The organism is Amycolatopsis nalaikhensis, assembly GCF_030264295.1.
Lineage (GTDB): Bacteria > Actinomycetota > Actinomycetes > Mycobacteriales > Pseudonocardiaceae > Amycolatopsis > Amycolatopsis nalaikhensis.
Map to the genome: position 1 here is coordinate 7950904 of NZ_CP127173.1, position 26757 is coordinate 7977660.

A 26757-nucleotide genomic window follows, 5' to 3' on the forward strand; every position below is an offset into this window, starting at 1 on the left:
GACGCGGAAGCTCCACAGCGGACTCGTCGAGCTGGCCCGCGCCTGCGGCGCCAGCGTCTTCATGGTCGTGCACGCCGGGCTCACCGCGGTGCTCACCCGGCTCGGCGCGGGCACGGACATCCCGATCGGCACGTCCATCGCCGGGCGCACCGACCAGGCCCTCGACGACCTCGTCGGCTTCTTCGTAAACACGCTGGTGCTGCGCGTGGACACCGGCGGGGACCCGACGTTCCGCGACCTCGTCGCCCGGGTGCGGGACCGCAGCCTCGACGCCTACGCCCACCAGGACGTCCCGTTCGAGCGGCTGGTGGAGGCGCTCAACCCGGTCCGGTCGCTGGCGTACCACCCCCTGTTCCAGACGATGCTCGCCTGGCAGAACAACGCCGTCGCCGACCTCGCGCTGCCCGGCCTGAGCGTCGCGGAGGAGCCGGTCCGCACCGGCACCGCGCGGGCCGACCTGGTGTTCTTCGTCGGCGAGCGGCCCGGCAACCAGGCCGGGATCCGCGGCACGGCCGAGTACAACAGCGACGTCTTCGACCGCGCGAGCGTCGACGCGATCCTGGAGCGGCTCCGGCTGCTGCTGCGGGCGGTCGTCGCCGACCCGGACACCCGGATCGGCGCCGTCGACCTGCTCACCGACGCCGAGCACGACCAGCTCGCCGCCGACCCGGCGACTCCTCTTCCGGCGGAGACGCCCGCCGAGCTGTTCGCGGCGCAGGTGGCGCGGACGCCGGACGCGACCGCGTTGGTGTTCGGCACCGAGCGGCTCACCTATGCGGAGCTGGACGCCCGCGCGACAGCGCTGGCTCGCGCGCTGCTGGCGCGAGGTGCGGGACCCGAGCGGGTCGTGGCGGTCGCGTTGCCGCGGTCGGCTGACCTCGTCGTCGCGCTGCTGGCGGTGCTCAAGACCGGCGCCGCGTACCTGCCGCTGGACCTCAACCACCCGGCCGAACGCCTCAAGCTGATGCTCACCGACGCGGCACCGCACCTGGTCGTCGCCGAGGACGGCTTCGGTGACCGCCTGGTGCGCCCGGATTCGACAGCCGAGGAACCGGCCGCGTGGCCGGAGACCGGCCCGGACCACCCGGCGTACGTCATCTTCACGTCCGGGTCGACCGGGCGGCCGAAGGCGGTCGCGGGCACCCAGCGCGCGCTGGCCAACCGGCTGCACTGGGGTCGTGACCTCGTGTCGGGCGTGCGTGTCGCGAAGAGCGCGTTGACGTTCATCGACGGCTCGACCGAGCTGCTCGGCGGGCTCGTCGCGGGCGACCCGGTGGTTCTCGCCGACGACGCCACGGCCACCGACCCGATCGAGCTCGCCGAACTTGTGCGGGATTCCGGAGCGCAGGTGCTCACCGTGGTGCCGAGCCTCCTCGCCAGCTTCGCCGAGGATGCCCCGGCCGACGCGTTCGCTTCGGTGACCACCTGGATCACCAGTGGCGAACCGCTGTCGGACGCCCTCGCCGAGAAGGTCGCGGCCCGGTGGCCGTCGGCGGAACTGGTCAACCTCTACGGCTGCTCGGAAGTCGCGGGCGACAGCCTCGCCCAGGTCTGCGGCCCGGTCGCCATCGGACGGCCGATCGCGAACACCCGCGCGTACGTCCTCGACGCAGCGCTGCGGCCGGTGCCGCCGGGCGTGCGCGGCGAGCTGTACCTGGCCGGTGCCGGGCTCGCCCGCGGCTACCTCGGCCGACCGGCGCTGACCGCGGAACGGTTCGTCGCGTCGCCGTTCGAGCCGGGGGAGCGGATGTACCGCACCGGCGACGTCGTCCGCCGCCGGCCCGATGGCGCGCTGGAGTTCCTCGGCCGCGCCGACCAGCAGCTCAAGATCCGCGGCTTCCGCGTCGAGCCCGGGGAGGTCGAAGCCGTCCTGACGGCCGACCCGTCGGTGGCGCGCGCGGCCGTGATCGCCCGCGAAAACCGGCTGCTCGCTTACGTGGCGCCGTCGGGCGACCCGGTGGCGCTCCGGGCGCTCGTGGCCGCGCGGCTGCCGGAGTACCTGGTGCCCTCGGCCGTCGTGGTGCTGCCCGAGCTGCCGGTGAACGCCAACGGCAAGCTCGACCGCGCCGCCCTGCCCGACCCGGCGGTGCGGACGTTCGCCCGGGTCGCGCGGACCCCGGCCGAGCAGGCGCTGTGCGAGCTGTTCGCCGACGTCCTCGGCGTCCCGGCGGTCGGCCCCGACGACGGGTTCTTCACCCTCGGCGGGCACTCCCTGCTGGCGACGCGGCTGGTCAGCCGGATCCGCGCGCTGCTCGGCGTCGAGGTGCCGATCCGGGCGGTGTTCGACGCGCCGACCCCGGCCCGCCTGGCCGAGTTGCTGGATCCTGAACGCCGGAGCCGTCCCGCGCTGGTCCCGGCCGAGCGGCCCGAGGTGCTGCCGCTGTCGTTCGCGCAGCAGCGGCTGTGGTTCCTCGACCGCCTCGACGGCCTGACCGCGACCTACAACATCCCGTGGGCGTGGGAGCTGACCGGACCGGTCGACGTCGACGCGCTGCGGGCCGCGCTCGGCGACGTCGTCGCCCGGCACGAGGTCCTCCGGACGATCCTGGTCGAAGAGCACGGCACGCCCCGGCAGGTCGTGCTCGACGCCGGCGACGACCGCGCGCGCCCGGAGCTGGTGGTCGAACCGGCAGCCGACCTCGACGAGCGCGTCACGGCCGCGGCGTCCTACTGCTTCACCCTGGACGCCGAGATCCCGGTCCGCGCCACGCTCGTCTCGGCCGGGCCGGAGCGGCACGTGTTCGTGCTGCTGGTGCACCACATCGCGGGCGACGGCTGGTCGCTGCCACCGCTGAAGCGGGACCTCGACACCGCGTACGCGGCCCGCCTGCGCGGCGAACGTCCACAGTGGACGCCGTTGCTCGTGCAGTACGCGGACTACACGCTGTGGCAGCGGGAGATGTTCGGCCGCGCCGACGACCCGGACAGCGTCCTGGGCCGCCAGGCGGCGTTCTGGCGGGAGACCCTGGCCGGGATCCCCGACGAGCTGGCGCTCCCGGCGGACCGGCCGCGCCCGGCGCGTTCGACCAACCGCGGTGCGGCCGTGCCGTTCACCGTGCCCGCCGACGTCCACCGTGGACTGAAGGAACTGGCCCACGGCAGCGACACCAGCACGTTCATGGTCCTGCAGGCGACCCTCGCGGCGCTGCTGACCCGGCTCGGCGCGGGCACCGACATCCCCCTGGGGACGCCGGTGGCCGGGCGCACGGACCACGCGCTGGAGGACCTGGCCGGGTTCTTCGTCAACACGCTGGTGCTGCGCACGGACACCGGCGGCGACCCGACGTTCCGGGAATTGCTGGCACGCGTCCGGGAGGCCGACCTCGCCGCGTACGCGCACCAGGACCTGCCCTTCGAGCACCTCGTCGAGCTGCTCAACCCGGCCCGGTCGCTGGCCCGGCACCCGCTGTTCCAGGTGATGCTCGCGGTGTACCACTCGGGCTCGGAGCCGGAGCGGCTGCTCGGGCTCGACGCGGCCTACCGGGACACCGGGTTGCGGCAGGCGAAGTTCGACCTGTCCTTCGACCTGGTCGAAACGACCGAAGGCATCGACGGCGACCTCGAGTTCAGCCTCGACCTGTTCGGCGAGCCGACCGCCCGGACGCTCACCGAGCGTCTGGTCCGGCTGATGACGGCGGTCGTCGCGGACCCGGACCGGCCGCTGAGCCGGATCGACGTCCTGGACCCGGCCGAGCGGCACCGGATCGTCGGCGAGTGGGGTGCCGGTGCGCCGTTGACCCTGTCGGCGCCGACCGTGGTCGACCGGCTGGCCGCCCAGGTGGCGGCGACGCCCGACGCGACCGCGCTGAGCGACGCGACGTCGAGTGTCACCTTCGCGGAGTTCGCCGCGCGGACCGACCGCCTGGCGCGGTGGCTCGCCTCGCAGGGCGCGGGCCCCGAAAAGGTCGTCGCGCTGGTGCTGCCGCGGTCGGCGGCGGTCGTCGAGGCGATCTTCGGCGTGTTCAAGACGGGTGCGGCCTACCTGCCGGTGGACCCGGACCAGCCGGGGGACCGGATCGCCGCGATCCTCGCCGACTCCGGTGCGTCCCTGGTGCTCACCAGCCGTGTGCTGGCTTCGCGGCTGCCTGGGGCGTTGTTCGTCGAGGACATTGTGGACAGTGACGCGGCGCTCACCCCGCCGTCGCCCGCGAATCCGGCGTACGTGCTCTACACGTCCGGCTCGACGGGCAAGCCGAAGGGCGTCGTCATCCCGCACTCCGGCCTGGTCAACCTGTTCCACAGCCACCGCGAGACGCTGTACCGCCCGGCGGTCGCCGCGGCGGGCGGGCGGCGGCTGCGGGTCGGGCATGCGTGGGCGTTCTTCTTCGACGCGTCGTGGCAACCGCAGCTGTGGCTGCTCGACGGGCACGAGGTGCACGTCGTCGACGACGAGACCCGCCGCGACCCGGACCGGCTGGCCGCGGTCGTGCGCGAACGGCGGCTCGATTTCCTGGAGCTGACGCCGTCGCACTTCGCGCAGCTGGCTTCGGCCGGGGTTGTCGAAGACGGCGAATGCGCGCTGGGCGTCGTCGGCGTCGGCGGTGAGGCCGTGTCCCAGACGCTGTGGGAGCAGTTGCGGTCGATGCCTGGCACGGCGGCGTACAACTTGTACGGCCCGACCGAGGCCACAGTGGACGCGCTGGTCGGCCGGTTCGCCGACGCGGACCGGCCGGTGGTCGGCCGCCCGGTGCACAACGCCCGCGCGTACGTGCTCGACGGGGGCCTGAGCCCGGTCCCGGCCGGGGTGCCCGGCGAGCTGTACCTGGCGGGCGCGGGCCTGGCCCGCGGCTACCACGATCGTCCCGCGCTGACCGCGGAACGGTTCGTCGCCTCGCCGTTCGAGCCGGGGGAGCGGATGTACCGCACCGGCGACCTGGTGCGCTGGCGCCCGGACGGGCAGCTGGAGTACCTCGGCCGCACCGACGACCAGGTGAAGGTCCGCGGCTTCCGCATCGAGCCGGGCGAGATCGAGACGGCGCTGACCCGCCACGACGACGTCACGCAGGCGCTGGTGGCCGTCCTGGACGAGCGGCTGGTCGCGTACACGACCCCGGCGACCGCGGATCCCGCGCGGCTGCGGGAGTTCCTGGCCCGGTCGCTGCCGGAGTACATGGTCCCCGCGGCGATCGTGCCCCTCGAAGGGTTCCCGGTGACGCCCAACGGGAAGCTCGACAAGGCGGCGCTCCCGGCACCCGAGTTCGAGGCCCGCGGCCGGGCCCCGGAAACCCCGGTGGAGAAAGCCCTCTGCGAGATCTTCGCGGAGGTACTGGACGTCCCGGCGGTCGGCGCCGACGACGACCTGTTCGCCCTCGGCGGGCACTCCATGCTGCTGGTGGTCCTGCGCAACCGGATCACCGAGCGGCTCGGCACCGAGCTGGAGATCGCCGAGTTCTTCCGCACCCCCACCGCGGCGGGCCTCGCCGCGCTGCTGACCCGAGACGCGAGGTAACCCGTGCACCGCACCTTGATGAACGCCAAGATCCACCGCGCGACCGTGACCCAGGCGGACCTGCACTACGTGGGTTCCCTGACGATCGACGCGGACCTGATGGCGGCGGCGGACATCGTCGAAGGCGAGAAGGTCCAGGTCGTCGACATCACCAACGGGGCCCGGCTGGAGACGTACGCGATCACGGGCGAGCCGGGGACGGGCGTGATCGGCGTCAACGGCGCGGCCGCGCACCTCGTGCACCCTGGTGACCTGGTCATCATCATCACGTACGCCCAGGTCGATGAGGCCGAGCGTGCGGCGCACCGGCCGCGGGTGGTGCATGTGGATGCGGACAACCGGCAGGTGCATTTGGGGCATGACCCGGCCGAGCCGGTGCCGGGCGCCGAGGCGCAGCTCTCGGGCCGGAGTTGACGCGGTCGGGCGCCGGACCCCGAGGACCTCGCCGACGCGACCGAAAAGCCGTCGTGAGTGGCGATTCGGGTTCTAACCCGAATCGCCACTCACGACGGGACGGGGCGGGGCGAGGGCGGCGGACAGGACTGCCGCGGACCGCCGGGCCGCACCGCCCCCTCGGGCACGCCGATCCGCCGGGGTGGCGGTCGGCCCGGGCTTGCCGCCAGGTGGGCAGGAGCTGCCGCCGTTCTCGAGCGCGTCCGGCGTCACCGGAACAGCGCGGGTGGGCGTGACCACAGGTCCGCCGCCGCTGTTGCTTTTGGCAGCCTCACCTAAATAAGGTGTGCCTACCCTAAAGTCGTCGAGAGGTGCTCATGTCCGTGTTTCAAGGCGCTGCCGGGCTCAGCCGGCGTGGATTCCTTATCGGAGCCGGCGGGCTCGCGGCGACCGTCGTCCTCACCGCGTGCGGCAGCGAGGACAAGCCCGCGAACGCCGCGTCCGGTCCGTGGGAGTTCACCGACGACCGGGGCCAGAAGGCCTCGCGCGACGCGCGCCCGAGCCGCGTCGTGGCCTACGTCAGCTCCGCGGCCGCCCTGTGGGACTACGGTGTCCGGCCCGTCGGTGTCTTCGGTCCGCAGAAGACCGCCGACGGCGCCAAGGAGCTCCAGGCCGGGAACATCGACCTGAACGCCGTCACCTCGATCGGCAACGCCTGGGACGACTTCAGCATGGAGAAGTTCGCCGCCACCAAGCCGGACCTGGTCGTCACCGGCCTCACCGGGGCCAAGCCGACCGACCTGTGGGTGCTCAAGGACGACCTCGGCCCCAAGGTGCAGCAGGTCGCGCCGATCGTCGCCATGTCGGAGTACAAGGTCACGCTGCCGAAGGTGATCGAGCGGTACGAACAGCTCGCCGTCGCCCTCGGCGGGGACGCGAACTCCGACGTCATCAAGAAGGGCAAGGAAGACTTCCAGAAGGCGTCCGACGACCTCAAGGCCGCCGTCAAGGCCAAGCCCGGCCTCAAGGTGCTCGTCGTGTCCAGCGACAAGGACAACCTGTACGTCTGCAAGCCCGAGTTCTTCGCCGACCTCGCCTACTACCGCGACCTCGGCCTGGACATCGTCAACGGCGGCGGCACCGACGACTACTTCGAGACGCTCAGCTGGGAGCAGGCCGGCAAGTACCCGGCGGACCTGATCCTCACCGACAGCCGCACGTACGCGCTCTCACGCCAGCAGCTGGCCGCGATCCCGACGTGGGCGCAGCTGCCCGCCGTCAAGGCGAACCAGCTCGCCGACTGGTCGACCGAACCCCGGTTCAACCCGGTGCTCGCGGCCCCGGTCATCCGGAAGCTGACCGAGGTCGTCCAGGGCGCCCGCACGGACATCACCGCCTGAGGAGGCCCGCATGACCAACCCGTTCGAAGACGCCGACGGCACCTACCTCGTGCTGGTCAACGCGGAGAACCAGCACAGCCTGTGGCCGGAGCGTGTCGACGTCCCGGCCGGCTGGACCGTCGCCTTCGGCCCGGACGGCCGCCAGGCCTGCCTGGACCACGTGGAAGCGAACTGGACGGACATGCGGCCGAAGTCGCTGGCCGACGCCATGGACTCCTGACCACTCCGGAAACACGAAAGCGCCGGAAGCCGACGAAGGCTTCCGGCGCTTTCGCGTGCGGTCTCAGGCGCGCTGGCCCGACCAGGCCGCCCACAGCTTCGCGTACTGGCCCCCGGCCGCGACCAGCTCGTCGTGCGTGCCGGACTCCACCACCGCCCCCGCGTCGAGGACCACGACCCGGTCGGACGCCGCCGCCTGCGTCAGGCGGTGGGCGACCACCAGCGCCGTACGTCCCTCCAGGGCCGCCGCGGCCGCCGACTCCAGGACCCGCGACCCGGCGCTGCCCGCCTCCGCCGTGGCTTCGTCGAGGATCGCGATCGGCGGGTCGGCCAGCACCAGCCGGACCAGGGCGAGCTGCTGGGCCTGGGTGACCGTCAGCTGGTGGCCGCCTTCGCCGACGACCGTGGCGAGCCCGTCCGGCAGACTGTCCACCCAGGACAGCGCGCCGACCTTCGCCAGCGCCGCCCGCAGTTCGGCGTCGGTCGCCGACGGCCGCGCGAGCCGCAGGTCGTCGGCCAGTGGCCCGGCGAAGACGTGCACCTCCTGGCTGATCAGCGCGACCGTCCGGCGGGTGGCCTCCGGGCCCAGCTCGTCGAGCGGGACGCCGCCGAGCGTCACCGAACCCGTGTCCGGGCGGTGGATCCCGGCGATCAGCTTGGCCAGCGTGGTCTTCCCGGCCCCGCTCGCCCCGACCAGGGCCACGCGCTCGCCGGGGGCGACGTCGAGGTCGATGTCGCGCAGCACCGGATGACCGTCCACATAGGAATAGCCGGTCGCCGCCGTCTTCACCGAGGCGTCGACCGGGCGCGTGGGCCGCTCGGGGGCGGCTTCGGCGGGCAGGTCCGCGACGCCGATCAGCCGCGCGAGGCTGGCCGCGGCCGCCTGCGCGTCGTCGACCAGCGCCAGCGCCGTCGTGATCGGCCCGAACAGGCTGTGGAAGTACAGGGCCGCGGCCGTCGCGACGCCGACCGTCACCGCGTCGGCCCCGACGAGCAGGAACCCCATCGCCAGCACCGCCGACAGCCCGACGAACTCCGCCAGGTTGAGCCGCGCGTAGAACCGTGTCACCAGCCGGATCCCGCGCAGGGCGAGGTCGACGGCGCCGTCGGAGCGCTTCCGGACCCGTTCGAGGTGGGCGTCGGCCAGCCGGAACGCGCGGACGGTCTTCGCGCCGCCGATGGTGTCGAGCAGCTGTTGCTGCTGCGCCCCGACGGCCTCGCGCTGCTTGGCGTACAACGGCTTCGCGCGCGGCACGTACCAGCGGACGGTCCAGAGCTGGATCGGCACGGCGACCAGGGCGGCCAGCAGGAACCGCCAGTCGAGCACGGCCAGCGCGCCGAGCGTGAGCAGCACCGTCAGCACCGAGCGGCCCAGCTCCGGCAGTGCTTGCCGGACGGCCTCGGCGACGACGGAGACGTCGTTCGTCACGCGGGCGGTGAGGTCGCCGGACCCGGCGCGTTCGAGCTGCTCGAGCGGCAGCCCGAGGGCCCGCTCGACGAAGCGTTCCCGCAGTTCGGCCAGGATCGTCTCGCCCAGCCGGGCGACCAGCGAGACGCCGATCGCGGTCGCCACCGCCTGCGCGAGCGCGACGAGCACCAGGCCGACGACCGGCGTGACCAAGTCGGTCGCCGGGCGGTGCGTCGCGACCAGGTCGACCACCCGGCCGAGCAGGGGCGCGGTGAGCAGGCCGATGGCGGTGGCGGCGACCAGCATCGTCGCCGCGGCGATCGCGCGGCCCTTGGCGTGCCCGACCAGTTCGCCGAGGACGGCGCGGATCCGGCGGCCGTCGGCCACGGGGAGGAGTTCACGGGTCATGACAGCACCGCCGCCCGGTAGTCGGCCCGGCCGGCCAGTTCGGTGTGGCTGCCTTCGCCCGCGATCCGCCCGTCGTCGAGCAAGACGACGCGGTCGGTCGCGGCGAGCAGGGCCGGGCTGGTGGTCACGAGGATCGTCGTGCGGCCGCGCCGCAATTCGGCCAGGCCCGCGGCGATCCGGGCTTCGGTCACCGTGTCGACGGCCGTCGTCGGGTCGTGGAGCACCAGCACCGGCGCGTCGGCGGCGAGCGCCCTGGCCAGCGCGACTCGCTGCCGCTGCCCGCCGGACAGGGACCGCCCGCGTTCGCTGACCGCCGTCGCGACGCCGTCGGGCAGCGCACTCGCCACCTCGTCGACGGCGGCCGCGGTCATCGCCTCGGCGGTTTTCGGGCCGGTTGCCACGTTTTCGGCGACGGTTCCGGCGAACAGGTCGGCGTCGTGCGCCGCGACGAGCACCACCTCGCGGACCCGGCTCGGGTCCACAGTGGACAGGTCGACGGAGTCGACGGACACCGAGCCGGCCGCGGGGTCCGCGGCCCGGCCGAGGCAGTCGAGGAGGTCGGTCGCGGCGGCCGGGTCGGTGGCGACCACGCCGAGCAGCTCGCCCGGCCGGGCTTCGAAGTCGACGGCGCGCAGGGCACCGCGGCTCAGCGCGGACAGCCGCACGTGCCCGGCGGGCGGGTCCGGCAGGGTGGCGTCCCCGGCGCCGACGGCGGGCGGGGCGTTGAGCACGACGGCGATCCGCCCGGCCGACGCGCGGCCCTGGGCCAGTTCGCCGTTGACCCACGAGAAGATGAGGAACGGCGTCGTCAGGTACTGCGCGAGCCCGACCGCGGCGACGAGGTCGCCGACGCTGATCTCGCCCGCCGCGGCGAGATTGCCGCCGACGAGCGCGACCAGGGCGATGAAGACGCCGGTCAGCGCGAGCAGGGCGCCGTTGTGCCAGGCCTGGGCGCGGGCCGCGCGCAACGTCGCGCGCAGGGAGTCCCGGCTGGTGCGCCGGTAGCGGTCGACGGCGGCGCGTTCGGCGCCGACGCCCTTGAGCACGCGCAGCCCGGCAACGAGGTCGGTGGCGATGCCGGAGGCGAACGCGGACCGTTCCTGTTCGGCTTCGCTGCGGCGTTCCAGCGGCTTGCCGATCAGGTGCGCCAGGTACAGCATCGGCGGCGTGCCGAGCAGCACCAGCAGGCCCAGCGGGATGCTCATGGTGAGCAGCACGACGGCGCTGACCAGCAGCCCGGCCAGGCCCGCGACGGCGAAGGGCAGGACGCTGTTGAGCTGGCCGACGCGCTTCGCGTCCGACGTCCCGATGCTCACCAGCTCGCCCGCCAGGTTGCCGGACTCGGCGCCACCCGCCGGGTGCAGGACGCGGCGGCCGAGGTCGAGGCGCAGGTCGTGCGCGGCGCGTTCGGCGGCTCGCTCGCCGAAGCGGGCGCCGAGGCGGTAGCTGGTCGACAGGAAGGCGAAGAGCACGCCGAGCACCGCCAGCCACAGCAGCAGGGTGCTCGTCGAGCCGTTCGCGACGGCCTGGTCGATCACCACGCCGATCACCACCGGTACCAGGGCTTCGCCGCCCTGGTGGCCCGCCGTCAGCAGCGCGGCGAGCGCCACCGATCGTCGTTGCCCGGCGATCGAACGGCGGAGGACTTCCCGTCCGGTCGTGCTCACCCGCGCCTCCCTGTCCTGCTCCGTGGATAGGTAAGGCTAGTCTAAGTAAAGGAGTTACGGGGCGGCGGTCGGCTTCGTCTCAGTTCGCGGTTCGGTCGCCGGTTCCCCGAACCGCGCGAGGGCGAGCGCGGCGGCCACCGCGAGCACGAACCCGGCCGCGGCGACCAGGACGAACCCGGGCCGCGTCCGGTCGCCGAGGACGAGGACGCCGACCAGCGACGGGAAGACCGTCTCGCCGAGCACCATCATCGCGGTCGAGGTGGTGACGCTCCCGCGTTGCAGCGCGGTGGCGTAGAAGAGCATGGCCATCCCGCCGGCGACCGCGACGGTGTAGGTCGCGGGATCGGTGAGCAGGTCCAGCGGCGCGAGGCTGGGGATGATCCGGCCGGCGATGGCGACGACGCCGAAGCTGAGCCCGGCGACGAGCCCGAGCGCGGGCGTCCGCACCCGGCGGCTCGCCTTCCCGGCGGCGATCCCGGCCACCGCGAGCACGGCGACGGCGCCGATGAGGCCGAGCCGGAAACCGAGGCCGACGGGATCGGAGCCCTCACTTTCGGCGGCGGCGCCGAGCAGGGCGAGCCCGGCGCAGACGACGGCCACGGCGGCCCATTCCCGCCGCCCGAGCCGCGTGCCGAGGAACCGCGCGGCGACGGCGGTCACGGCGAGGCTCGCGGCGAGCGCGGCCTGCACGACGAAGAGGGGAAGGACGTGCAGGGCGACGATCTGCGCGACGAAGCCGAGCACGTCCAGCGACAGGCCGAGCACGAACTTCCACTGCCCGAGCACCCGGACGAGCAGTTTGGGATCGACGCCGTCGGCCCCGGTATCGGTCGCCTGAGCGGCGACGGACTGCATCACCGAGGCGACGCCGTATGCGCAAGCGGCGCCCAAGGCGCAGAGCAGTCCCCACCACATGCCGATCACTCTATTTTGTCGGACCCGTGCGGTAGGTTCCGGTCATGTCGAACACGAGTTCGAAGGTGCGACGGTCCTGGCCACCGCGGCTGGCCTTCGACGAGCTGCGCCTCCAGCTGGACTTCCTGCAGTTCCTGCGCGCGACGGCGGTGAACAAGCTGGCCGGGCTGTCCCGGGCCCAGGCGGCGGCGACGCCGTTGCCGGTGTCGCCGCGGATGAGTGCGCTGGGGGTGGTCAAGCACCTGACGGCGGTCGAGCGGTGGTGGCTGTGCATCGAGGCCGGTGGGGCGGATCTGCCGTCGCTGTGGGCGGGTTCGCCGGACCCGAGCTGGGACCTGACGGCGGAGGACACGCCGGAGTCGGTGGTGGCGGCGTACAAGGCCGAGTGGGCGCGGGTGGAGAAGGCGCTGCGCGGGGTGAGCCCGGACGACCGGACCCGGCGGCGGTCGGAGTTCACCGTGCGGTGGGTGCTGGCTCATGTCGTGCAGGAGACCGCGCGGCACGTGGGACACCTGGACGTGCTGCGCGAGTTGGCCGACGGGGAGGTGGGCGAGTGACGTAGGGGTGAGGAGGGCGCGGGTCGCCCGGCGGCCGTGTGAGAGACCCGGCGCGCGCAGGCGGCGGCGCGAGCGGTCGGCTGCGCCCGGGCCACCCGCGGCCGAAGCCGGAAAACCGCGTGACCTCGCGGCTATCCTGGGTTCGTGGCCGTCGTCGCGGAGTACCGCCGATTTACCGGCCCCCTGGCCCTTCTCGGGTGCCAGCGGGGTTCCGGTGCCACGCCCGCGGTCGGCGCTGCCTGAGGCACACCGCCTCCGCCGCACCGCGCGGTCTCCGTCTTTCGACGCGACTGAAGCCGCATCGACCTCGCCGGGTGTCCGGGCCAGGGGGAGCACCTCCCTCATCCGTCCCGCTCACCTCGGAGGTTCCGTCATGCCCGCAACGCTCACCCCCGCCCAGCTCGCCCGCGACCTCGCCGTCCGGGATCTCGCCGATCCGGCCGCCGGGCCGCACGCCGTCCAGCTCGTCGTCGACCGGGCCGTCGGCGCCCTCGCCGATCGGTGGCCCTGCGCGGTGCGGCGGTGGCCCGGCGACCGGATCGTCACCGTCGCCGACAACTACGACAACCTCGGCTACGACCCCGCCGACGTCACCCGCGACGCGCGCTACACCCGCTACGTCGACGCCGACCACGTGCTGCGCAGCCATTCCAGCGCGATGATCCCGGCCGCCCTGCGAGCGCTCGCCGCCAACCCGGCCGACGACGTCCTGCTCGTCTGCCCGGGTGTCGTCTACCGGCGCGACAGCATCGACCGGCTGCACAGCGGCACGCCCCACCAGCTCGACCTCTGGCGCATCACCCGCCACCCGATGACCCCAGCCGATCTCCGCGACATGGTCGCGAAGCTGGTGGGCGAACTCCTGCCGGGGCGCCCGTGGCGGCTCGAACCACGCCGCCACCCGTACACAGTGGACGGTGCCCAGCTCGACGTCGAGCACGACGGCGCCTGGGTCGAGATCGCCGAGTGCGGCTTGGCTCACCCCGCTGTCCTCGCGCGCGCCGGACTGGGGGCGGACCGGTCCGGGCTCGCCCTCGGCATGGGCCTCGACCGGATGCTCATGCTGCTCAAGGGCATCCCGGACATCCGCCTGCTGCGCTCGTCCGACCCGGCGGTCGCCGCCCAGCTGACGGACCTCGCCCCGTACCGACCGGTCTCCGCCCTGCCGCCGGTCCGCCGGGACCTCTCCATCGCCGTGGCGGCCGACGACCGGGCCGAAGACCTCGGCGACCGCGTCCGCGACGCCCTCGGCGAAGACGCGGACGTCGTCGAGTCGGTCGAGATCCGCCAGGAGACGCTGTGCGCCGAGCTGCCACCGCAGGCGCTGGCCCGCCTCGGCGCGCGCCCGGACCAGAAGAACCTGCTGGTGAGACTGGTGCTCCGGCCGATCAGCACGACGCTGTCGGACCACGAGGCGAACGTCCTGCGCGACCGGGCGTACGTCGCCCTGCACCGGGGGAGCGTCCACCAGTGGGCGGCCGACTGACCCCGTAGGGTGTGGCCATGGCAGATCGGCTCTACTTCCGGCAGCTGCTCGCCGGCCGCGACTTCGCCGTCGGGGATCCCGTCGCGACGCAGATGGTGAACTTCGCCTACCTCATCGGCGATCGGGAAACCGGCGACGCCGTCGTCGTCGACCCCGCCTACGCCGTGCAGGACCTCGTCGACGTGCTCGAAGCTGACGGTATGCGGCTCACCGGGGTGCTCGCCACGCACCACCACCCCGACCACGTCGGCGGCGCGATGCTGGGCTTCGACCTGCCCGGCATCGCCGAGCTGCTCGCCATCCGGCCGGTGCCGATCCACGTCAACGGCGCCGAGACCGAGTGGGTCCGCCGCGTCACCGGCGTGTCCGGGACCGACCTGCGCGCGCACGACCACGACGACGTCCTCGAAGTCGGGGCCATCCCGATCCGGATGCTGCACACGCCCGGCCACACCCCCGGCAGTCAATGCTTCCTCGTCGAGGACAAGCTCGTCTCCGGCGACACGCTGTTCCTCGAAGGCTGCGGCCGCACGGACTTCCCCGGCGGCGACGCCGAGGAGATCTACCGCAGCCTGCAGGCCCTCGCGAGCCTCGACGGCGACCCGGTCGTCTACCCCGGGCACCAGTACTCGGCCGAGCCGTCGGCCGCGCTGTCCGAAGTCAAGCGCACCAACTTCGTCTACCGGCCGCGGTCGCTCGACGAATGGAAGGTCATGTTCGGCGGCTGAGCAAGTGCGTTCCACGGGCTGAAACCCCGCGATTTCACGGATTGGGCACCGATTGACTTCGCCCGCCCGGGGCCCGATGGTCGGGATCACGCAATCCCGATCGTCCCCCTCCCCGGGAGAAATCCGTGTCGATTTCCACCACGGGCGTGCTGACGCGCGCCCGGAACACCGCCGAAGGACCGCCTCGCAAGGCGTTGTGGCGCCCCGATCTGCGGCGCTGGCTCAGCCCGGTCGCGCTCGTCGCGGCCTGGCAGCTGGCCAGCGCCACCGGTGCCCTGCCACCGGAAAAGCTCAGTTCACCGTGGACGGTCGTGCGAGCGGGCGTCGAAGTCGCGCGCAGCGGTGAGCTCGGCGAGGCCTTCGCCGTCTCCCTCGGCCGCGTCGGCGCCGGGTTCGCGATCGGTGCCGCCGTGGGCGTCTTCCTCGGCATCGTCTCCGGCCTGTCCCGCTGGGGCGAGGCGCTCGTCGACCCGCCCGTGCAGATGCTGCGGACGCTGCCCTTCCTCGGCCTGATCCCGCTGTTCATCCTGTGGTTCGGGATCGGCGAGGAGACGAAGATCGTGCTGGTCGCGCTCGGCGTCGCGTTCCCGCTCTACCTCAACGTCCACTCGGGAATCCGCGGCGCGGACCCGAACCTCGTCGAAGCCTCGCGAGCGCTCGGGTTCAGCCGCGCCGAACGGCTCTGGCACGTCGTCCTCCCGGGTGCGCTGCCGCAGGCGCTGGTCGGGCTCCGGCAGTCGCTCGGCATCGCCTGGCTGGCGCTGATCGTCGGCGAGACGGTCAACGCCGACGCCGGCGTCGGCTACCTCATCAACAACGCGCGAGAGTTCCTGCGCACCGACGTCGTGGTCGTCGGGCTCGTCCTGTACGCCGTGCTCGGCCTCGTCACCGACGCGCTGGTCCGGCTGCTCGAACGGAAGGTGCTGCGGTGGCGAACCCGGTAGCGGAAGTCCGGAACCTGACGAAGAAGTTCGGCGACCGGACCATCCTGAGTGGACTCGACCTGACCGTCGAGCGCGGCGAGTTCGTCGCGCTGCTGGGCCGCAGCGGCTCCGGCAAGTCGACGCTGCTGCGGGTGCTCGCGGGCCTCGACGACGACGTGGACGGCCACGCCACCGTGGCCGGGACCGTCTCGGTCGCCTTCCAGCAGCCGCGGCTGCTGCCGTGGCGGAAGGTCTGGCGCAACGTCGTCCTCGGCCTGCGCCAGGACGGCGTCGCGAAGTCCCGCAACCGCGCGCTGGCCGAGAAAGCGCTCGCCGAAGTCCACCTGGCCGCCCACGCCGACGACTGGCCGCTGACGCTGTCCGGCGGCGAGGCCCAGCGCGTCTCGCTGGCGCGCGCCCTGGTCCGCGAACCCGGCCTGCTCCTGCTGGACGAGCCGTTCGGCGCCCTCGACGCCCTGACGCGGATCGCGATGCACGGGCTGGTGGTGGACCTGTGGCGGCGGCACCGGCCCGGTGTGCTGCTGGTGACCCACGACGTCGACGAGGCCCTGCGGCTCGCCGGCCGGGTCCTGGTGCTCGACGGCGGCCGGATCGTGGCCGAGCACCGTCCACGCGAAGCCGACCACGACGACCTCCGCCGGCGCGTGCTGGCCGACCTGGGAGTGACCGAAGATGCAGTGGCGTAAGGGAATCGCGGTGGTCGCGGCGGCACTGACCCTGGCCGGGTGCGGCTCGGCGACCGGCGCCGATCAGGCGGCCGTGCCCGGCCCGGTGAGCGCGGCAGACCTGGCGAAGGTGACCCTCAAGGTCGGCGACCAGAAGGGCGGGGTCAAGTCGCTGCTGACCGCCGCCGGGCAGCTGGACGGCACGCCGTACCGGATCGAATGGTCGACGTTCACCTCCGGGCCGCCGCTGCTCGAAGCCGCGTCGGCGGGCGCGATCGACACCGGCCGCGTCGGCAACACGCCGCCGATCTTCGCGGCCGCGGCGAAGGCGAAGATCAAGGTGATCAGCGTCTCGCGCAGCAACGTCGAGCGGGAGGCCATCCTCGTCCCGCCCGGCTCGACGCTGCCCGACGTCGCCGCGTTGAAGGGCAAGACGATCGGCGTCGCGAAGGGCACGTCGGCGCACGGCCAGCTGCTGAACACGCTGCACCGGAACGGACTGTCCACGAAGGACGTCAAGCTGAGCTTCCTGCAGCCGTCGGAGGCCTATGCCGCGTTCACCCAGCGAACGATCGACGCCTGGGCGATCTGGGACCCCTACACCGCGCAAGTCCAGCTCGAAGCGCACGCCCGGGTGCTGGCCGACGGCCGGGGCGCCTCGAACGGGCTTGGCTTCCTGACCGCGGGCACTGCCGCGCTGGCCGACCCCGGCAAGAACGCGGCGCTGCGCGACTTCGCGATCCGGGTCGTCAAGGCGCAGAAGTGGGCCGACACGCACCGGACCGAGTGGGCGCGGGCGTGGGCGAAGGAGACCGGGCTGAAGCTCGAGGTCGCGCAGAAGGCCGTCGACGCCGGCCGCGACCTGCCGATCCCGCTGGACGACGCGGTGGTGGCGTCCGAGCAGCAGCTCGCGGACGCCTTCACCGAAGAGACGACGCTGCCGGGCAAGGTGGACTTCGCCGCCTTCGCCGACCGGCGGTTCGGTCCCGACCTGGACCAGGCGAGGAGCAACGGATGAGCATCACCCTGCACTGGTTCCTGCCCACCAGCGGCGACGGCCGCACGATCGTGGAACGCTTCCACGCCAACCGGTCCCAGGGGCCGTCGGCCCAGCGCGTACCCGACTTGGACTACCTCGCGCAGGTCGCCCGCGCCGCCGAGCGGCAGGGCTTCGAAGGTGTCCTGACGCCGACCGGCACGTGGTGCGAGGACGCGTGGCTCACCACGGCCGCGTTGATCCGCGAGACGACCCGGCTGAAGTTCCTGGTCGCGTTCCGCCCCGGGGTCATCTCCCCGACGCTGGCCGCGCAGATGGCGGGGACCTTCCAGCGGCTGTCGAACGGCCGGGTGCTGCTCAACATCGTCACCGGCGGCGACGCGGTGGAGCAGCGGCGGTTCGGCGACTGGCACGACCACGACGCGCGGTACGCCCGCACCGACGAGTTCCTCACCATCGTGCGCGGGGTCTGGTCCGGGGACCCGTTCACGTTCGAAGGCGACCACCTGCGCGTGGAGGGCGCGACGACGCTGGCGGCGCCGGATCCCGTCCCGCCGCTGTACTTCGGCGGGTCGTCGCCTGCCGCGCTGCCGGTCGCGGCGCGGCACGCCGACGTCTACCTGACCTGGGGCGAGCCGCCCGCGCAGGTCGCGGAGAAGATCGCGAAGGTGCGCGAGCTGGCCGGGGACCGCCCGATCCGGTTCGGCGTCCGGCTGCACACGATCTCCCGCGACACCTCGGCCGAAGCGTGGGCCGAGGCGCAGAAGCTGCTGGACGCGCTGAGCCCGGACCAGGTCGCGAAGGCGCAGGCGCAGCTGGCCGCGAGCGAGTCGATCGGGCAGCGGCGGATGGTCGCGCTGCACGGCGGGAAGCTCGACGGCGGCGTCCGCGGGCTGGAGATCCACCCCCACCTGTGGGCGGGCATCGGCCTGGTCCGCGGCGGGGCGGGCACCGCGCTCGTCGGCAGCCACCACGAGGTCGCGGACCTGATCGAGGAGTACCACGACGTCGGCGTCAGCGAGTTCGTGCTGTCGGGCTACCCGCACCTCGAGGAGGCGTACTGGTTCGGCGACGGTGTCCGGCCCGAGCTGGCGCGGCGCGGGCTGCTCAAGGAGTCCTAGGCCGTCAGGGGGAGGAGAACGGGACCAGCAGGCCCGGCGGCGCGAACAGCGGGTAGGTGACGAGCACGCCGCTGCCGGTCCTGGTGACCGAGGACGGGCGGAACAGGTCGCGCCGGCCGGCGTAGAACGCGGCCGCGCCGTCTTCGCCGCCCGTCAGCAGCACCCGGCGGCGGGGTTGCCCGGCCGGGTCCTCGCCGGGGGCTTCGGGGAACGCCGCCACCCGGACCGGCTGCAGGGTCGCGAGCGCGGCGATCGTCGCGATGAGCCGGGGGTCGGCGTTCCCGGCGTAGAGCACCGCGGCCGCCTCGGGCGTGAGCGTGATGCGGGTGGAGTCCACCAGCGCCGCCCCGGCGTGGGCGCGGGCCGAAGCCTCCGACGCCGCGGCCGGGCCGTCGGGCGGCACCCCGAGGCGCGAGACGGTGACAGTGCCGAACACGGCGGTCGGTTGCGCGGTCGCGAAGACCCGCGCCAAGCCCGGGTGGCGGTGCTGGAGCTCGTCCCGGTCCTCGCCGAAGACGGCCCACTCGGCGGGCGGGCACGCTGGCTCGCACGCGGCGGGCGTGGCCAGCATGCCGGTCGGCCAGCCCACCCCGGCGAGCTCGGCCCACGCGGCGTCGTCGACCAGCAGCCGGGCGCCGGAAGCGTTGGCCCGCAGCCAGTCCCGCGCGCCGACGAGCGGATCGGACCGGTCGGTGGCGGGCCGCGGCGCCGGGTAGCCGTAGCTCCAGCTCGCGGCGACGACCACAACGAGGACGACGGCCGCCGGGGCGACGCGCTGGCGGGTCACCGCCTGCGCGACCCCGGCCAGCAGCAACGGTGTGAGCGGCAGCAGCAGGGCGAGCACGGCGGTGTCCGGCACGCCGGGCACGACCAGGGTCGCGGCGAGCAGCAGGCCCGCCAGCGCGAACGGCCGCAACGACCTCACGCCCACGGCGGCGACCAGCGCGACCGTGGACAGCACGGCCCAGGCGGGGTCGAGCGCCACCCAGTCGGCGACCGTGGGCCGTCCCGCGGCCGCGAGGTGCGGCCGCAGCAGCCCGGCCGCGGGCCCGAACGCGATGCCCAGCCCGAGGTTCAGCAGCACGGCCACCAGTGCCGCCCGCACCGGCGACCGCCGGATGAGCAGCCAGCCCGCCGCGGGCAGGAAGACCAGCGCCAGCGGCGAAGTGAGCACCGCGGCGAGCAGGCAGAGCGCGGCGAGGGCGTCGTGCCGGATCCGGGCGTCGGGCCGGGTGACCAGCAGGAGCCCGCCCAAGGCCCACCCGACCGCGAGGTGCTCGACGACGACCAGCCGCTGCAGCCCGAGCGCCAGCGGCGACGCCGCGAGCAGCAGCACCGCGGCCGCCGACGCCCACCGCGGGCAGCCGAGCCGTCGCGCCAGGAACCACAGCAGCAGGGCACCGGCGAGCGCGGCGGCGAGCACGGCTTCGCGGACCGCGGCCACGGCCGTGCCCGAGCGGCCGAACGCGCCGGAGACCATCGTGTACGCGGCCAGCTGCGCCCAGCCGAACGGGCTGGCCCCCGCGTCGTCCGCACCGGTGAACGGCGTCAGGTGGCCGAGTGCGTAGGCGTGGGCGACGTTCGCGGCTTCCGCGGGCAGCACCGGGGTGGCCGCGCCCGAGTAGAGGACGCGCAGGCCACCCACGAGCGCGAGCAGGGCGAGGACGACGTCGAGGGACAGCAACCGGTGTGCCGCCGGGGACCGGGTGCCCGTCGGCCCGGGAGGCGTCGCGGGGGAGCGGCCCGAAACGGGCGTCCCCCGGCTGTGCTGGGCCATCGCGGTGGATCGTAGCCGCCCCCGCGCCCCGGTCCGGCACGGGTCAGCCGGACGGCTCAGCGGCGGGGAAAGCGTTGTCCCGCAAGATTATTTCCGACCGTCCGGAGTGGATCCGGAGAGTGTGCGGGTCAACGCGAGCGCGACCGTCCGGACGGCGGGGGCGACCCGTTCGGTCCGCATCCGGTTGGCCCAGCCGGAAATCGAGACGGCGGCGACCGCGACCCCGCGCGCGTCGAGCAGCGGGCTGGCCGCGCACACGACGCCGACGCCGGATTCCTCGCGCTCCAAGGCGATCCCGTCTTCCCGGATCCGGGTGAGCTGACGCCGGAGCAGGCCGGGTGCCGTGATCGTCTTGGGGCTCATCCGCGGCAATCCGGCGTCGACCACCTGGTTCACCACGGATTCCGCGGAAAACGCCAGGATCGCCTTGCCGACGCCGGTGGCGTGCGCGGGAAAGCGGCCGCCGATGCGCGAGGGCAGCGTCGGCGCGTCCGGCCCGCGCAGCACGTCGAGGTAGACGACTTCGGTGCCTTCGAGGATCGCGAGGTGGACGGTGTTGCGCGTCGCCTCGCGCAGGTCGGCGAGGTACGGCCGGGCCGCCTCGACGAGCCCGCGCCGGGGCGAGGCCAGCTGGCCGATTTCGAACAGCCGCAGGCCCAGCCGCACCGCGCTGTCCTCGCGTTCGAGCAGGCCGGTGTCGGTGAGGTGGCCGACGAGCCGGTGGACGGTCGTCTTCGCCAGGCCGGTGCGGCGGGCCAGCTCGGAGACGCCGAGGGTCTCGTCACCCGGTCGGAAGGCCTCGAGGAGCGCGGCGAGCCGGGCCGCGACGAGGCCGTCGCCGCTCGCGCCGTCGTTCCGCCCAGCGGTACGCATGGGTTGAGTGTGCCCGATCCGCCGCGCGAGTGTCACCCGGTCGGCAGGAGGTGGGTCAGTGGTCGTCGGCGCCGAGGACGAGCTTGACGCAGTGCGCGACCAGGCGCTCGCGCGAAACCTTCAGCGAGCCGTCGAGGTAGGCGATGAAGACGTTGCTCAGCGCGCCGACCAGTCCGACCGCGACCATCTGCCGCTCGGTCTCGTCGCCGTGCGACAGTTGCTCGCCGACCAGGGCCGCGAACACCGGCAGCAGGTGCAGGCCGCGGCGGGTCAGCGCGGGGTCGGTCAGCGGGGCGAGCAGCAGGACCCGGCCCTTGCGTGGGTCGTCGACGATCAGCTCGACGAACGCGCGCACGGCGTGCTCGGCCCGCAGCGTCGGGTTCGGCGCGTCCCGGACCGCGTCGACCAGCGCCTGCCGCGCCTGCTCGCCGACGTGCTCGTATACCGCCGCGACGAGCTCTTCGCGGTCGGCGAAGCTCTCGTAGAAGTAGCGCTCGGTGAGCTTGGCGTGGCGGCACACCGCGCGCACGCTCGTGCCCGCCGACCCCTCGGTGCCCAGCAGCTCCAGCCCGGCGGAGACGAGCTGTTCGCGGCGTGCCGCCTTCCGGTCGTCCAGGGTCGTGCCCGCCCACGTGCGGCCCGGCATGGTCACTCCTCGGTTGACTACAACTGTTGTCAGATCCTAGCCTGACAACAGCCGTAGTCAGTTCGGACTCGACGAGGAGCGCGCCGATGAGCAGGGAAGCACCCGAACCGCTGGGCCCCGACTCGCTGACGTGGAAGTACTTCGGCGACTGGCGCGGCCTGCTCATCGCCCTGTGGGCCGGGTCGATGCAGAACATGCACCCGGGCCTCGGCGCCGGCGTCGAGCAGCACTCACGGTTCTTCGAGGAGCGCTGGCAGCGGCTGTTCCGCTCGCTCTACCCGATCGGCGGCGTCGTCTACGACGGCCCGCGCGCGCACCAGACCGCTCTCGAGGTCCGCGGCTACCACGACCGCATCAAGGGCGTCGACGCCCAGGGACGGCGCTATCACGCACTCGACCCGGACACCTACTACTGGGCGCACTCGACGTTCTTCGTGAGCACGATCCTCATCGCCGACCACTTCATGGGCGGCATCGGCGAAGCCGAGAAGCGGAAGCTGTTCGACGAGCACGTCACGTGGTGGCGGATGTACGACATGACCATGCGGCCGGTACCGGAGAGCTGGGAGGACTTCCAGCGCTACTGGAAGCACATGTGCGCCGAGGTCCTGGAGGACAACAAGGCGACCAGGGACGTCCTCGACCTGCGGGGCATCGCGAAGCCGCCGTTCCTGCCCTGGCTGCCGGACGCGCTCTGGCGGCCGGTGAGCGCGCTGGTCGCGAAGAACTTCCGCTGGCTGACCATCGGCCTCTACGACCGCGAGGTCCGCGACCTGCTCGGCTTCCGCTGGACCGAGCGCGACGCCCGCCGGCACCGGCGCGTCGGCAAGCTGATCAACACCGTGTTCAAGCTCGTCCCGCACGACCGCCGCTACCACCCGCGGGCCCGCGCCGGCTGGCGTCGCGTGCGCGGCGAGGTGGCTCCGGACGCGCCCTTGGTCGAGACTCCACGCAGGAACCTGCCGCCGCTGTCCGAGCGGGGCAAGCCGGAGCACTACGCGCCGAACGTCTAGGAGGCATTCGTGAAGCTGGGATTCCACGTCGGGTACTGGGGCGCCGGCCCGACCCCGGGCACGCTGGAGGCCGTGGTCAAGGCCGAAGAGCTGGGCTTCGACTCGGTGTGGACGGCGGAGGCGTACGGCTCGGACGCGTTCACGCCGCTGGCCTGGTACGGCGCGTCCACCAGCCGGATCCGGCTCGGCACGAACATCGTCCAGATGGCCGCGCGCACCCCGACGGCGACGGCGATGAGCGCGATGACGCTGGACCACCTCTCGGGCGGCCGGATGGTGCTCGGGCTGGGCGCGTCCGGACCCCAGGTGGTCGAGGGCTGGTACGGGCAGCCGTACCCGAAGCCGCTGGCCCGGACGCGGGAGTACGTGGACATCGTCCGCCAGGTGATCGCCCGCGAAGCCCCGGTGACCCTCGACGGCGACCACTTCCAGCTGCCGCTCAAGGGCGGCACCGGGCTCGGGAAGGCCCTGAAGCCGACGGTCCACCCGCTGCGCAAGGAGATCCCCATCTACCTGGCCGCGGAGGGCCCGAAGAACGTCGCCCTGTCGGCCGAGATCGGCGACGGCTGGCTGCCGCTGTTCTTTTCGCCGAAGAGCAACGACTTCTACAAGGCCGCGCTGGAGGAGGGCTTCGCGCGGCCGGGGGCGCGGCACACGCTGGAGACCTTCGAGGTCCCGTGCTCGCTCCCGGTGATCGTCCACGACGACGTCGAGGAGGCGGCCTCGTGGATCAAGCCGTCGCTGGCGCTCTACATCGGCGGGATGGGCGCGAAGAGCGTCAACTTCCACCACGACGTCTTCGCCCGGCTCGGCTACGAAGACGTCGCCGACAAGGTCCAGGAGCTGTACCTGGCCGGGCGCAAGGACGAGGCGACGGCCGCGATCCCGACGTCGCTGGTGGAGGACACGTCGCTGATCGGGCCGCCGGAGAAGATCCGCGACGAGCTGCGGGCGTGGGAGGAAACCGTCGTCACCCAGCTGCTCCTGCGCGGGGACGCGGCGACGTTGACGAAGATCGCCGACGCGCTCGGCTGACGGCACTTTCGTCGGGTTGCCCGGGTGGCGCCCGTCACGTACGGTCCCCGACTAACGCGAATGTCGTTCACGTTAGTCGGGAGACCGCATGCGGGTGAGTCGTCGTACCGTCCTGGCCGGAGCCACCGCGCTGCCGTTCGCCGCCGTCGCCGGGAGACCCGCGGCCGCCGCGACCGGGCTGCGCGTCGGCGTCGGGATCGGCGACGTCACCGGACCCGCCGCCGAGAACGGCATGATGGGCTACTCGATGCCGCAGCAGCAGACCGCGGGCATCCACCTGCGCACCCGGGCCCGCGCCTACATCGTCGACGACGGCACCCGGCGGATCGTCTTCGTCACCGCGGAGCTGGGTGCTCTCTTCCAGTCCGTGCACCAGGGCGTCCTGCGGGAGCTCGCCACGCGCTACGGAGACCGCTACACCGAGCAGAACGTCCTGCTCAACGCGACCCACACGCACTCGGCGTGCGGCGGCGACTCGCACTACGCGGCCTACGACCTGTCGATCCTCGGCTTCCAGCAGCAGACCTACGACGCTGTCGTCGCCGGGGTCGTCGACGCCATCACCCGCGCCCACGACGACCTGGCGCCGGGCGAGCTCGCAGTGGGCCGCACCGAGCTGACCGAGGCCAGCGCCAACCGGTCGCGGGTCGCCTTCGAACGCAACCCCGACAAGGACCACTTCCCGCTCGCCATCGACCCCGCCGTCACCGTGCTGCGGTTCCGCCGCGGCGGCAAGGACGTCGGCGCCATCACCTGGTTCGCGACGCACGGCACGTCGATGAGCAACGGCAACCACCTGATCAGCAGCGACAACAAGGGGTACGCGGCCTACGCGTGGGAGCACGACCACGCGGGCGTCCGTTACCTCGACGGCCCGCCCGGGTTCGTCGCCGCCTTCGCGCAGACCAACTCCGGCGACATGACGCCGAACCTGGACCTGAAGCCCGGCACGCCCGAGACGGAGTTCGAGAACACGCGGCGGATCGGCGAACTCCAGTTCCAGGCGGCGAAACGCGCGTTCGACGCCGCGAGCGAGCCGATCACCGGCGGGGTCGACCACCGGATGTGCTACGTGGACATGTCCGCCGTCGACGTCGACGGCCGGTTCACCCCGGACGGCCGTCCGCACCGGACCTGCACCGCCGCGATCGGCGTCTCGATGCTGGCGGGCAGCACCGAAGACGGGCCCGGCCTTCCGCTGCCCGAGGGCGTGAAGAACCCGTTCATCGACTGGCTCGGCGGCATCGACGCGCCGATCCCGCAGGCGCTGGCCGACGCGCAGGCGCCGAAGGTCGTCGCGGTGCCGTTCGGGGCGATGCAGCCGTACCCGTGGGCGCCCGAGGTGCTGCCGCTGCAGATCATCCGGATCGGACACCTGCACCTGGTCGCCGGGCCCGCGGAGTACACGATCGTCGCCGGGCTGCGGATCCGGCGCACGGTGGCCGAGACGCTGGGCGTGCCGCTCGAGAACGTCCTCATGCAGGGCTACGCGAACGCCTACAGCCAGTACGTCACGACGCCGGAGGAGTACGACTCGCAGCAGTACGAAGGCGCGTCGACGCTCTTCGGCCGCTACACGCTCCCGGCCTACCAGCAGGAGTTCGCGAAGCTCGCGGCCGCGATGAAGGCGGGCTCTCCGGTGCCGCACGGGCCGGTGCCGCGCGACCTGCGCGGCAAGCTCGTCAACTTCCAACCCGGTGTGGTGTTCGACAGCGCGCCTCTGCTGAAGAGCTTCGGCGACGTCGTCACCGATGCGCAGAGCAGCTACCGGCGCGGCGAGCGGGTGTCGGTCGCGTTCGTGACCGGACACCCGAAGAACGACCTGCGCCGCGACGGAACCTTCCTGGAGGTCCAGCGCTACGCCGACGGCCGCTGGATCCGCCACGCCGACGACGGCGACTGGGCCACGAAGTTCCGCTGGACGCGGACGTTCGTGAGCGAGTCCCGCGCCGAGGTCACCTGGGACATCCCCGCGAACACCCCGGCTGGCAAGTACCGCGTCGTCCACTTCGGAGCGTGGAAGCACGGCCTCACCGGTGCCATCGCCCAGCTGAGCGGGACTTCCCGCGCCTTCCTCGTCTCATGAAAGGACCCCGCGTGCGCAGGACCGCCATTCTCGCCGCCGCCGTCACCGCCCTCAGCCTCCTGGCCGCGCCCGCGCGGGCCGGTGAAGCCGCGGTGAGCGTGCTCAGCTTCAACCTCTGGCAGCTGCCGTGGATCGCCAACCCGGACACGGCCGACAAGCAGGCCAGGGCGCAAGCCGCCGAATCCGTCATCCGCGCCCAGGACACCGACGTCGTCGTGCTCGAAGAGGCCTTCAGCGACCAGGCCGAAGACCTGCGCGACCGGCTCGCCGACGCCTACCCCTTCCAGACGCCGCTGGTCGGGCAGTACTGCTCGACGTCGCCGGGCTGGACGTCCATCGCGGGGAACTGCTCGAACTCGCCGTTCGTCGTCAACGGCGGCGTCACGGTGCTCAGCAAGTACCCGATCACCGAAAAGCACCAGCTCGTCTACCGCAACTCGTACTCCGGGACCGCGGACTACCTCTCGAACAAGGGCGCCGCGCTGGTCCGGATCTTCGCGCACGGCAAGGCGCTCTGGCTCGCGGGCACGCACCTGCAGGCCGACGAAGGACCCGAAACCCTGCCGAAGGCCCACGACATCCGGATGGCGCAGCTGCGCGAACTGCGCGATCTCGCCGCCGCCCACGTCCCGGACGGTGACGCGGTGGCCGTCGCCGGTGATCTCAACATCGAGTACTGGGCCGGGCAGGACCGCCGGGACGCGGCGGGCCGCACCCAGGCGGAACAGGGCGAGGCGGCACTCGGCGGCACGCTCGAGACCACGGGCGCGGGGGAGTACACCTTCGACGCGGCGACCAACCCGAACGCGGCGAAGTCCGTCCCGGCCGGCTACCGCGACTCGCTGGACTACGTCGGCTCGCTGCGACGCGCCGAGGTCGGCCCGGTACGGCTGGTGCATTACGACGGTGGCACGATTCCCTCCGACCACTACCCGGTGCGGGCCGAGATCCACTACTGATCGCCTCATCG

The 26757-nt window shown here is 73.1% G+C and carries 21 protein-coding genes; 15 read left to right on the top strand and 6 right to left on the bottom strand.

What is annotated here, in order from left to right; all coding sequences use genetic code 11:
- Window positions 1-61: 61 nt before the first annotated feature.
- The 4 genes from QP939_RS38750 (at window position 62) to QP939_RS38765 (ending at window position 7462) form a co-directional block, all read left to right on the top strand.
- Window positions 62-5449 carry a non-ribosomal peptide synthetase gene (locus QP939_RS38750; RefSeq protein WP_285451445.1) on the top strand — a complete coding sequence of 1796 codons (5388 nt, stop codon included), beginning with the start codon at window positions 62-64 and terminating at the stop codon, window positions 5447-5449.
- A 3-nt stretch (window positions 5450-5452) separates the two neighbouring features.
- Entirely contained in the window at window positions 5453-5863 is a 411-nt protein-coding gene (panD, locus tag QP939_RS38755) for an aspartate 1-decarboxylase (RefSeq protein WP_285451446.1), read from the top strand.
- Window positions 5864-6219: 356 nt separating this feature from the next.
- A complete protein-coding gene (locus tag QP939_RS38760) occupies window positions 6220-7242 on the top strand; it encodes an ABC transporter substrate-binding protein (protein ID WP_285451447.1) in 1023 nt (340 codons plus the stop codon).
- 10 nt (window positions 7243-7252) lie between these two features.
- Window positions 7253-7462, top strand: coding sequence for an MbtH family protein (locus tag QP939_RS38765; protein ID WP_285451448.1), 210 nt, complete (start codon window positions 7253-7255; stop codon window positions 7460-7462).
- A gap of 63 nt (window positions 7463-7525) precedes the next feature.
- Here the strand turns inward: QP939_RS38765 and QP939_RS38770 are convergent, their stop codons facing one another.
- The 3 genes from QP939_RS38770 to QP939_RS38780 are packed head-to-tail and all read right to left on the bottom strand — an operon-like array spanning window position 7526 to window position 11859.
- On the bottom strand, window positions 7526-9277 hold the full coding sequence (locus QP939_RS38770) for an ABC transporter ATP-binding protein (protein WP_285451450.1): 1752 nt from the start codon (window positions 9275-9277) through the stop codon (window positions 7526-7528).
- On the bottom strand, window positions 9274-10944 hold the full coding sequence (locus QP939_RS38775; RefSeq protein WP_285451452.1) for an ABC transporter ATP-binding protein: 1671 nt from the start codon (window positions 10942-10944) through the stop codon (window positions 9274-9276). Before QP939_RS38775 ends, QP939_RS38770 begins: the two co-directional genes overlap by 4 nt.
- Window positions 10945-10998: 54 nt before the next feature.
- Window positions 10999-11859 (bottom strand): DMT family protein, encoded by an 861-nt coding sequence (locus QP939_RS38780; protein ID WP_285451453.1) that lies wholly within the window; start codon window positions 11857-11859, stop codon window positions 10999-11001.
- 44 nt (window positions 11860-11903) lie between these two features.
- Here QP939_RS38780 and QP939_RS38785 point away from each other — a divergent pair, with 44 nt between their 5' ends.
- The 7 genes from QP939_RS38785 (at window position 11904) to QP939_RS38815 (ending at window position 18357) form a co-directional block, all read left to right on the top strand.
- Complete coding sequence (locus QP939_RS38785; RefSeq protein ID WP_285451454.1) at window positions 11904-12416, top strand: DinB family protein; 513 nt, start codon at window positions 11904-11906, stop codon at window positions 12414-12416.
- A gap of 373 nt (window positions 12417-12789) precedes the next feature.
- Window positions 12790-13902: a PheS-related mystery ligase SrmL gene (srmL, locus tag QP939_RS38790; RefSeq protein ID WP_285451455.1), complete on the top strand. Its 1113-nt coding sequence runs from the start codon at window positions 12790-12792 to the stop codon at window positions 13900-13902.
- Window positions 13903-13919: 17 nt separating this feature from the next.
- A complete protein-coding gene (locus tag QP939_RS38795) occupies window positions 13920-14630 on the top strand; it encodes an MBL fold metallo-hydrolase (RefSeq protein WP_285451456.1) in 711 nt (236 codons plus the stop codon).
- 125 nt (window positions 14631-14755) lie between these two features.
- Window positions 14756-15574 carry an ABC transporter permease gene (locus tag QP939_RS38800; protein WP_285451457.1) on the top strand — a complete coding sequence of 273 codons (819 nt, stop codon included), beginning with the start codon at window positions 14756-14758 and terminating at the stop codon, window positions 15572-15574.
- Entirely contained in the window at window positions 15559-16260 is a 702-nt protein-coding gene (locus QP939_RS38805) for an ABC transporter ATP-binding protein (protein ID WP_285451458.1), read from the top strand. The genes QP939_RS38800 and QP939_RS38805 overlap by 16 nt, the downstream gene beginning before the upstream one ends.
- Entirely contained in the window at window positions 16247-17257 is a 1011-nt protein-coding gene (locus tag QP939_RS38810; RefSeq protein ID WP_285451459.1) for an ABC transporter substrate-binding protein, read from the top strand. Before QP939_RS38805 ends, QP939_RS38810 begins: the two co-directional genes overlap by 14 nt.
- Window positions 17254-18357 (top strand): LLM class flavin-dependent oxidoreductase, encoded by a 1104-nt coding sequence (locus tag QP939_RS38815; protein WP_285451460.1) that lies wholly within the window; start codon window positions 17254-17256, stop codon window positions 18355-18357. The genes QP939_RS38810 and QP939_RS38815 overlap by 4 nt, the downstream gene beginning before the upstream one ends.
- Before the next feature lie 4 nt (window positions 18358-18361).
- Here QP939_RS38815 and QP939_RS38820 read toward each other — a convergent pair whose 3' ends face one another.
- The 3 genes from QP939_RS38820 to QP939_RS38830 form a co-directional block, all read right to left on the bottom strand.
- Entirely contained in the window at window positions 18362-20134 is a 1773-nt protein-coding gene (locus tag QP939_RS38820) for a glycosyl transferase (protein WP_285451462.1), read from the bottom strand.
- 87 nt (window positions 20135-20221) lie between these two features.
- Entirely contained in the window at window positions 20222-21007 is a 786-nt protein-coding gene (locus tag QP939_RS38825; protein WP_285451463.1) for an IclR family transcriptional regulator, read from the bottom strand.
- Window positions 21008-21062: 55 nt separating this feature from the next.
- Entirely contained in the window at window positions 21063-21653 is a 591-nt protein-coding gene (locus QP939_RS38830; RefSeq protein ID WP_285451464.1) for a TetR/AcrR family transcriptional regulator, read from the bottom strand.
- Between the two features lie 86 nt (window positions 21654-21739).
- Between QP939_RS38830 and QP939_RS38835 the strand changes: the two genes are divergently transcribed.
- From QP939_RS38835 to QP939_RS38850, 4 genes are all read left to right on the top strand, one after another.
- The gene (locus tag QP939_RS38835) at window positions 21740-22666 is read left to right on the top strand and encodes an oxygenase MpaB family protein (RefSeq protein ID WP_285451465.1); all 927 of its coding nucleotides are present in this window, start codon (window positions 21740-21742) and stop codon (window positions 22664-22666) included.
- 9 nt (window positions 22667-22675) lie between these two features.
- The gene (locus QP939_RS38840; protein WP_285451466.1) at window positions 22676-23701 is read left to right on the top strand and encodes an LLM class F420-dependent oxidoreductase; all 1026 of its coding nucleotides are present in this window, start codon (window positions 22676-22678) and stop codon (window positions 23699-23701) included.
- A gap of 88 nt (window positions 23702-23789) precedes the next feature.
- Window positions 23790-25787 carry a neutral/alkaline ceramidase gene (locus QP939_RS38845; RefSeq protein ID WP_285451467.1) on the top strand — a complete coding sequence of 666 codons (1998 nt, stop codon included), beginning with the start codon at window positions 23790-23792 and terminating at the stop codon, window positions 25785-25787.
- A gap of 11 nt (window positions 25788-25798) precedes the next feature.
- Window positions 25799-26746 (top strand): sphingomyelin phosphodiesterase, encoded by a 948-nt coding sequence (locus QP939_RS38850; RefSeq protein WP_285451468.1) that lies wholly within the window; start codon window positions 25799-25801, stop codon window positions 26744-26746.
- Window positions 26747-26757 lie beyond the last annotated feature (11 nt).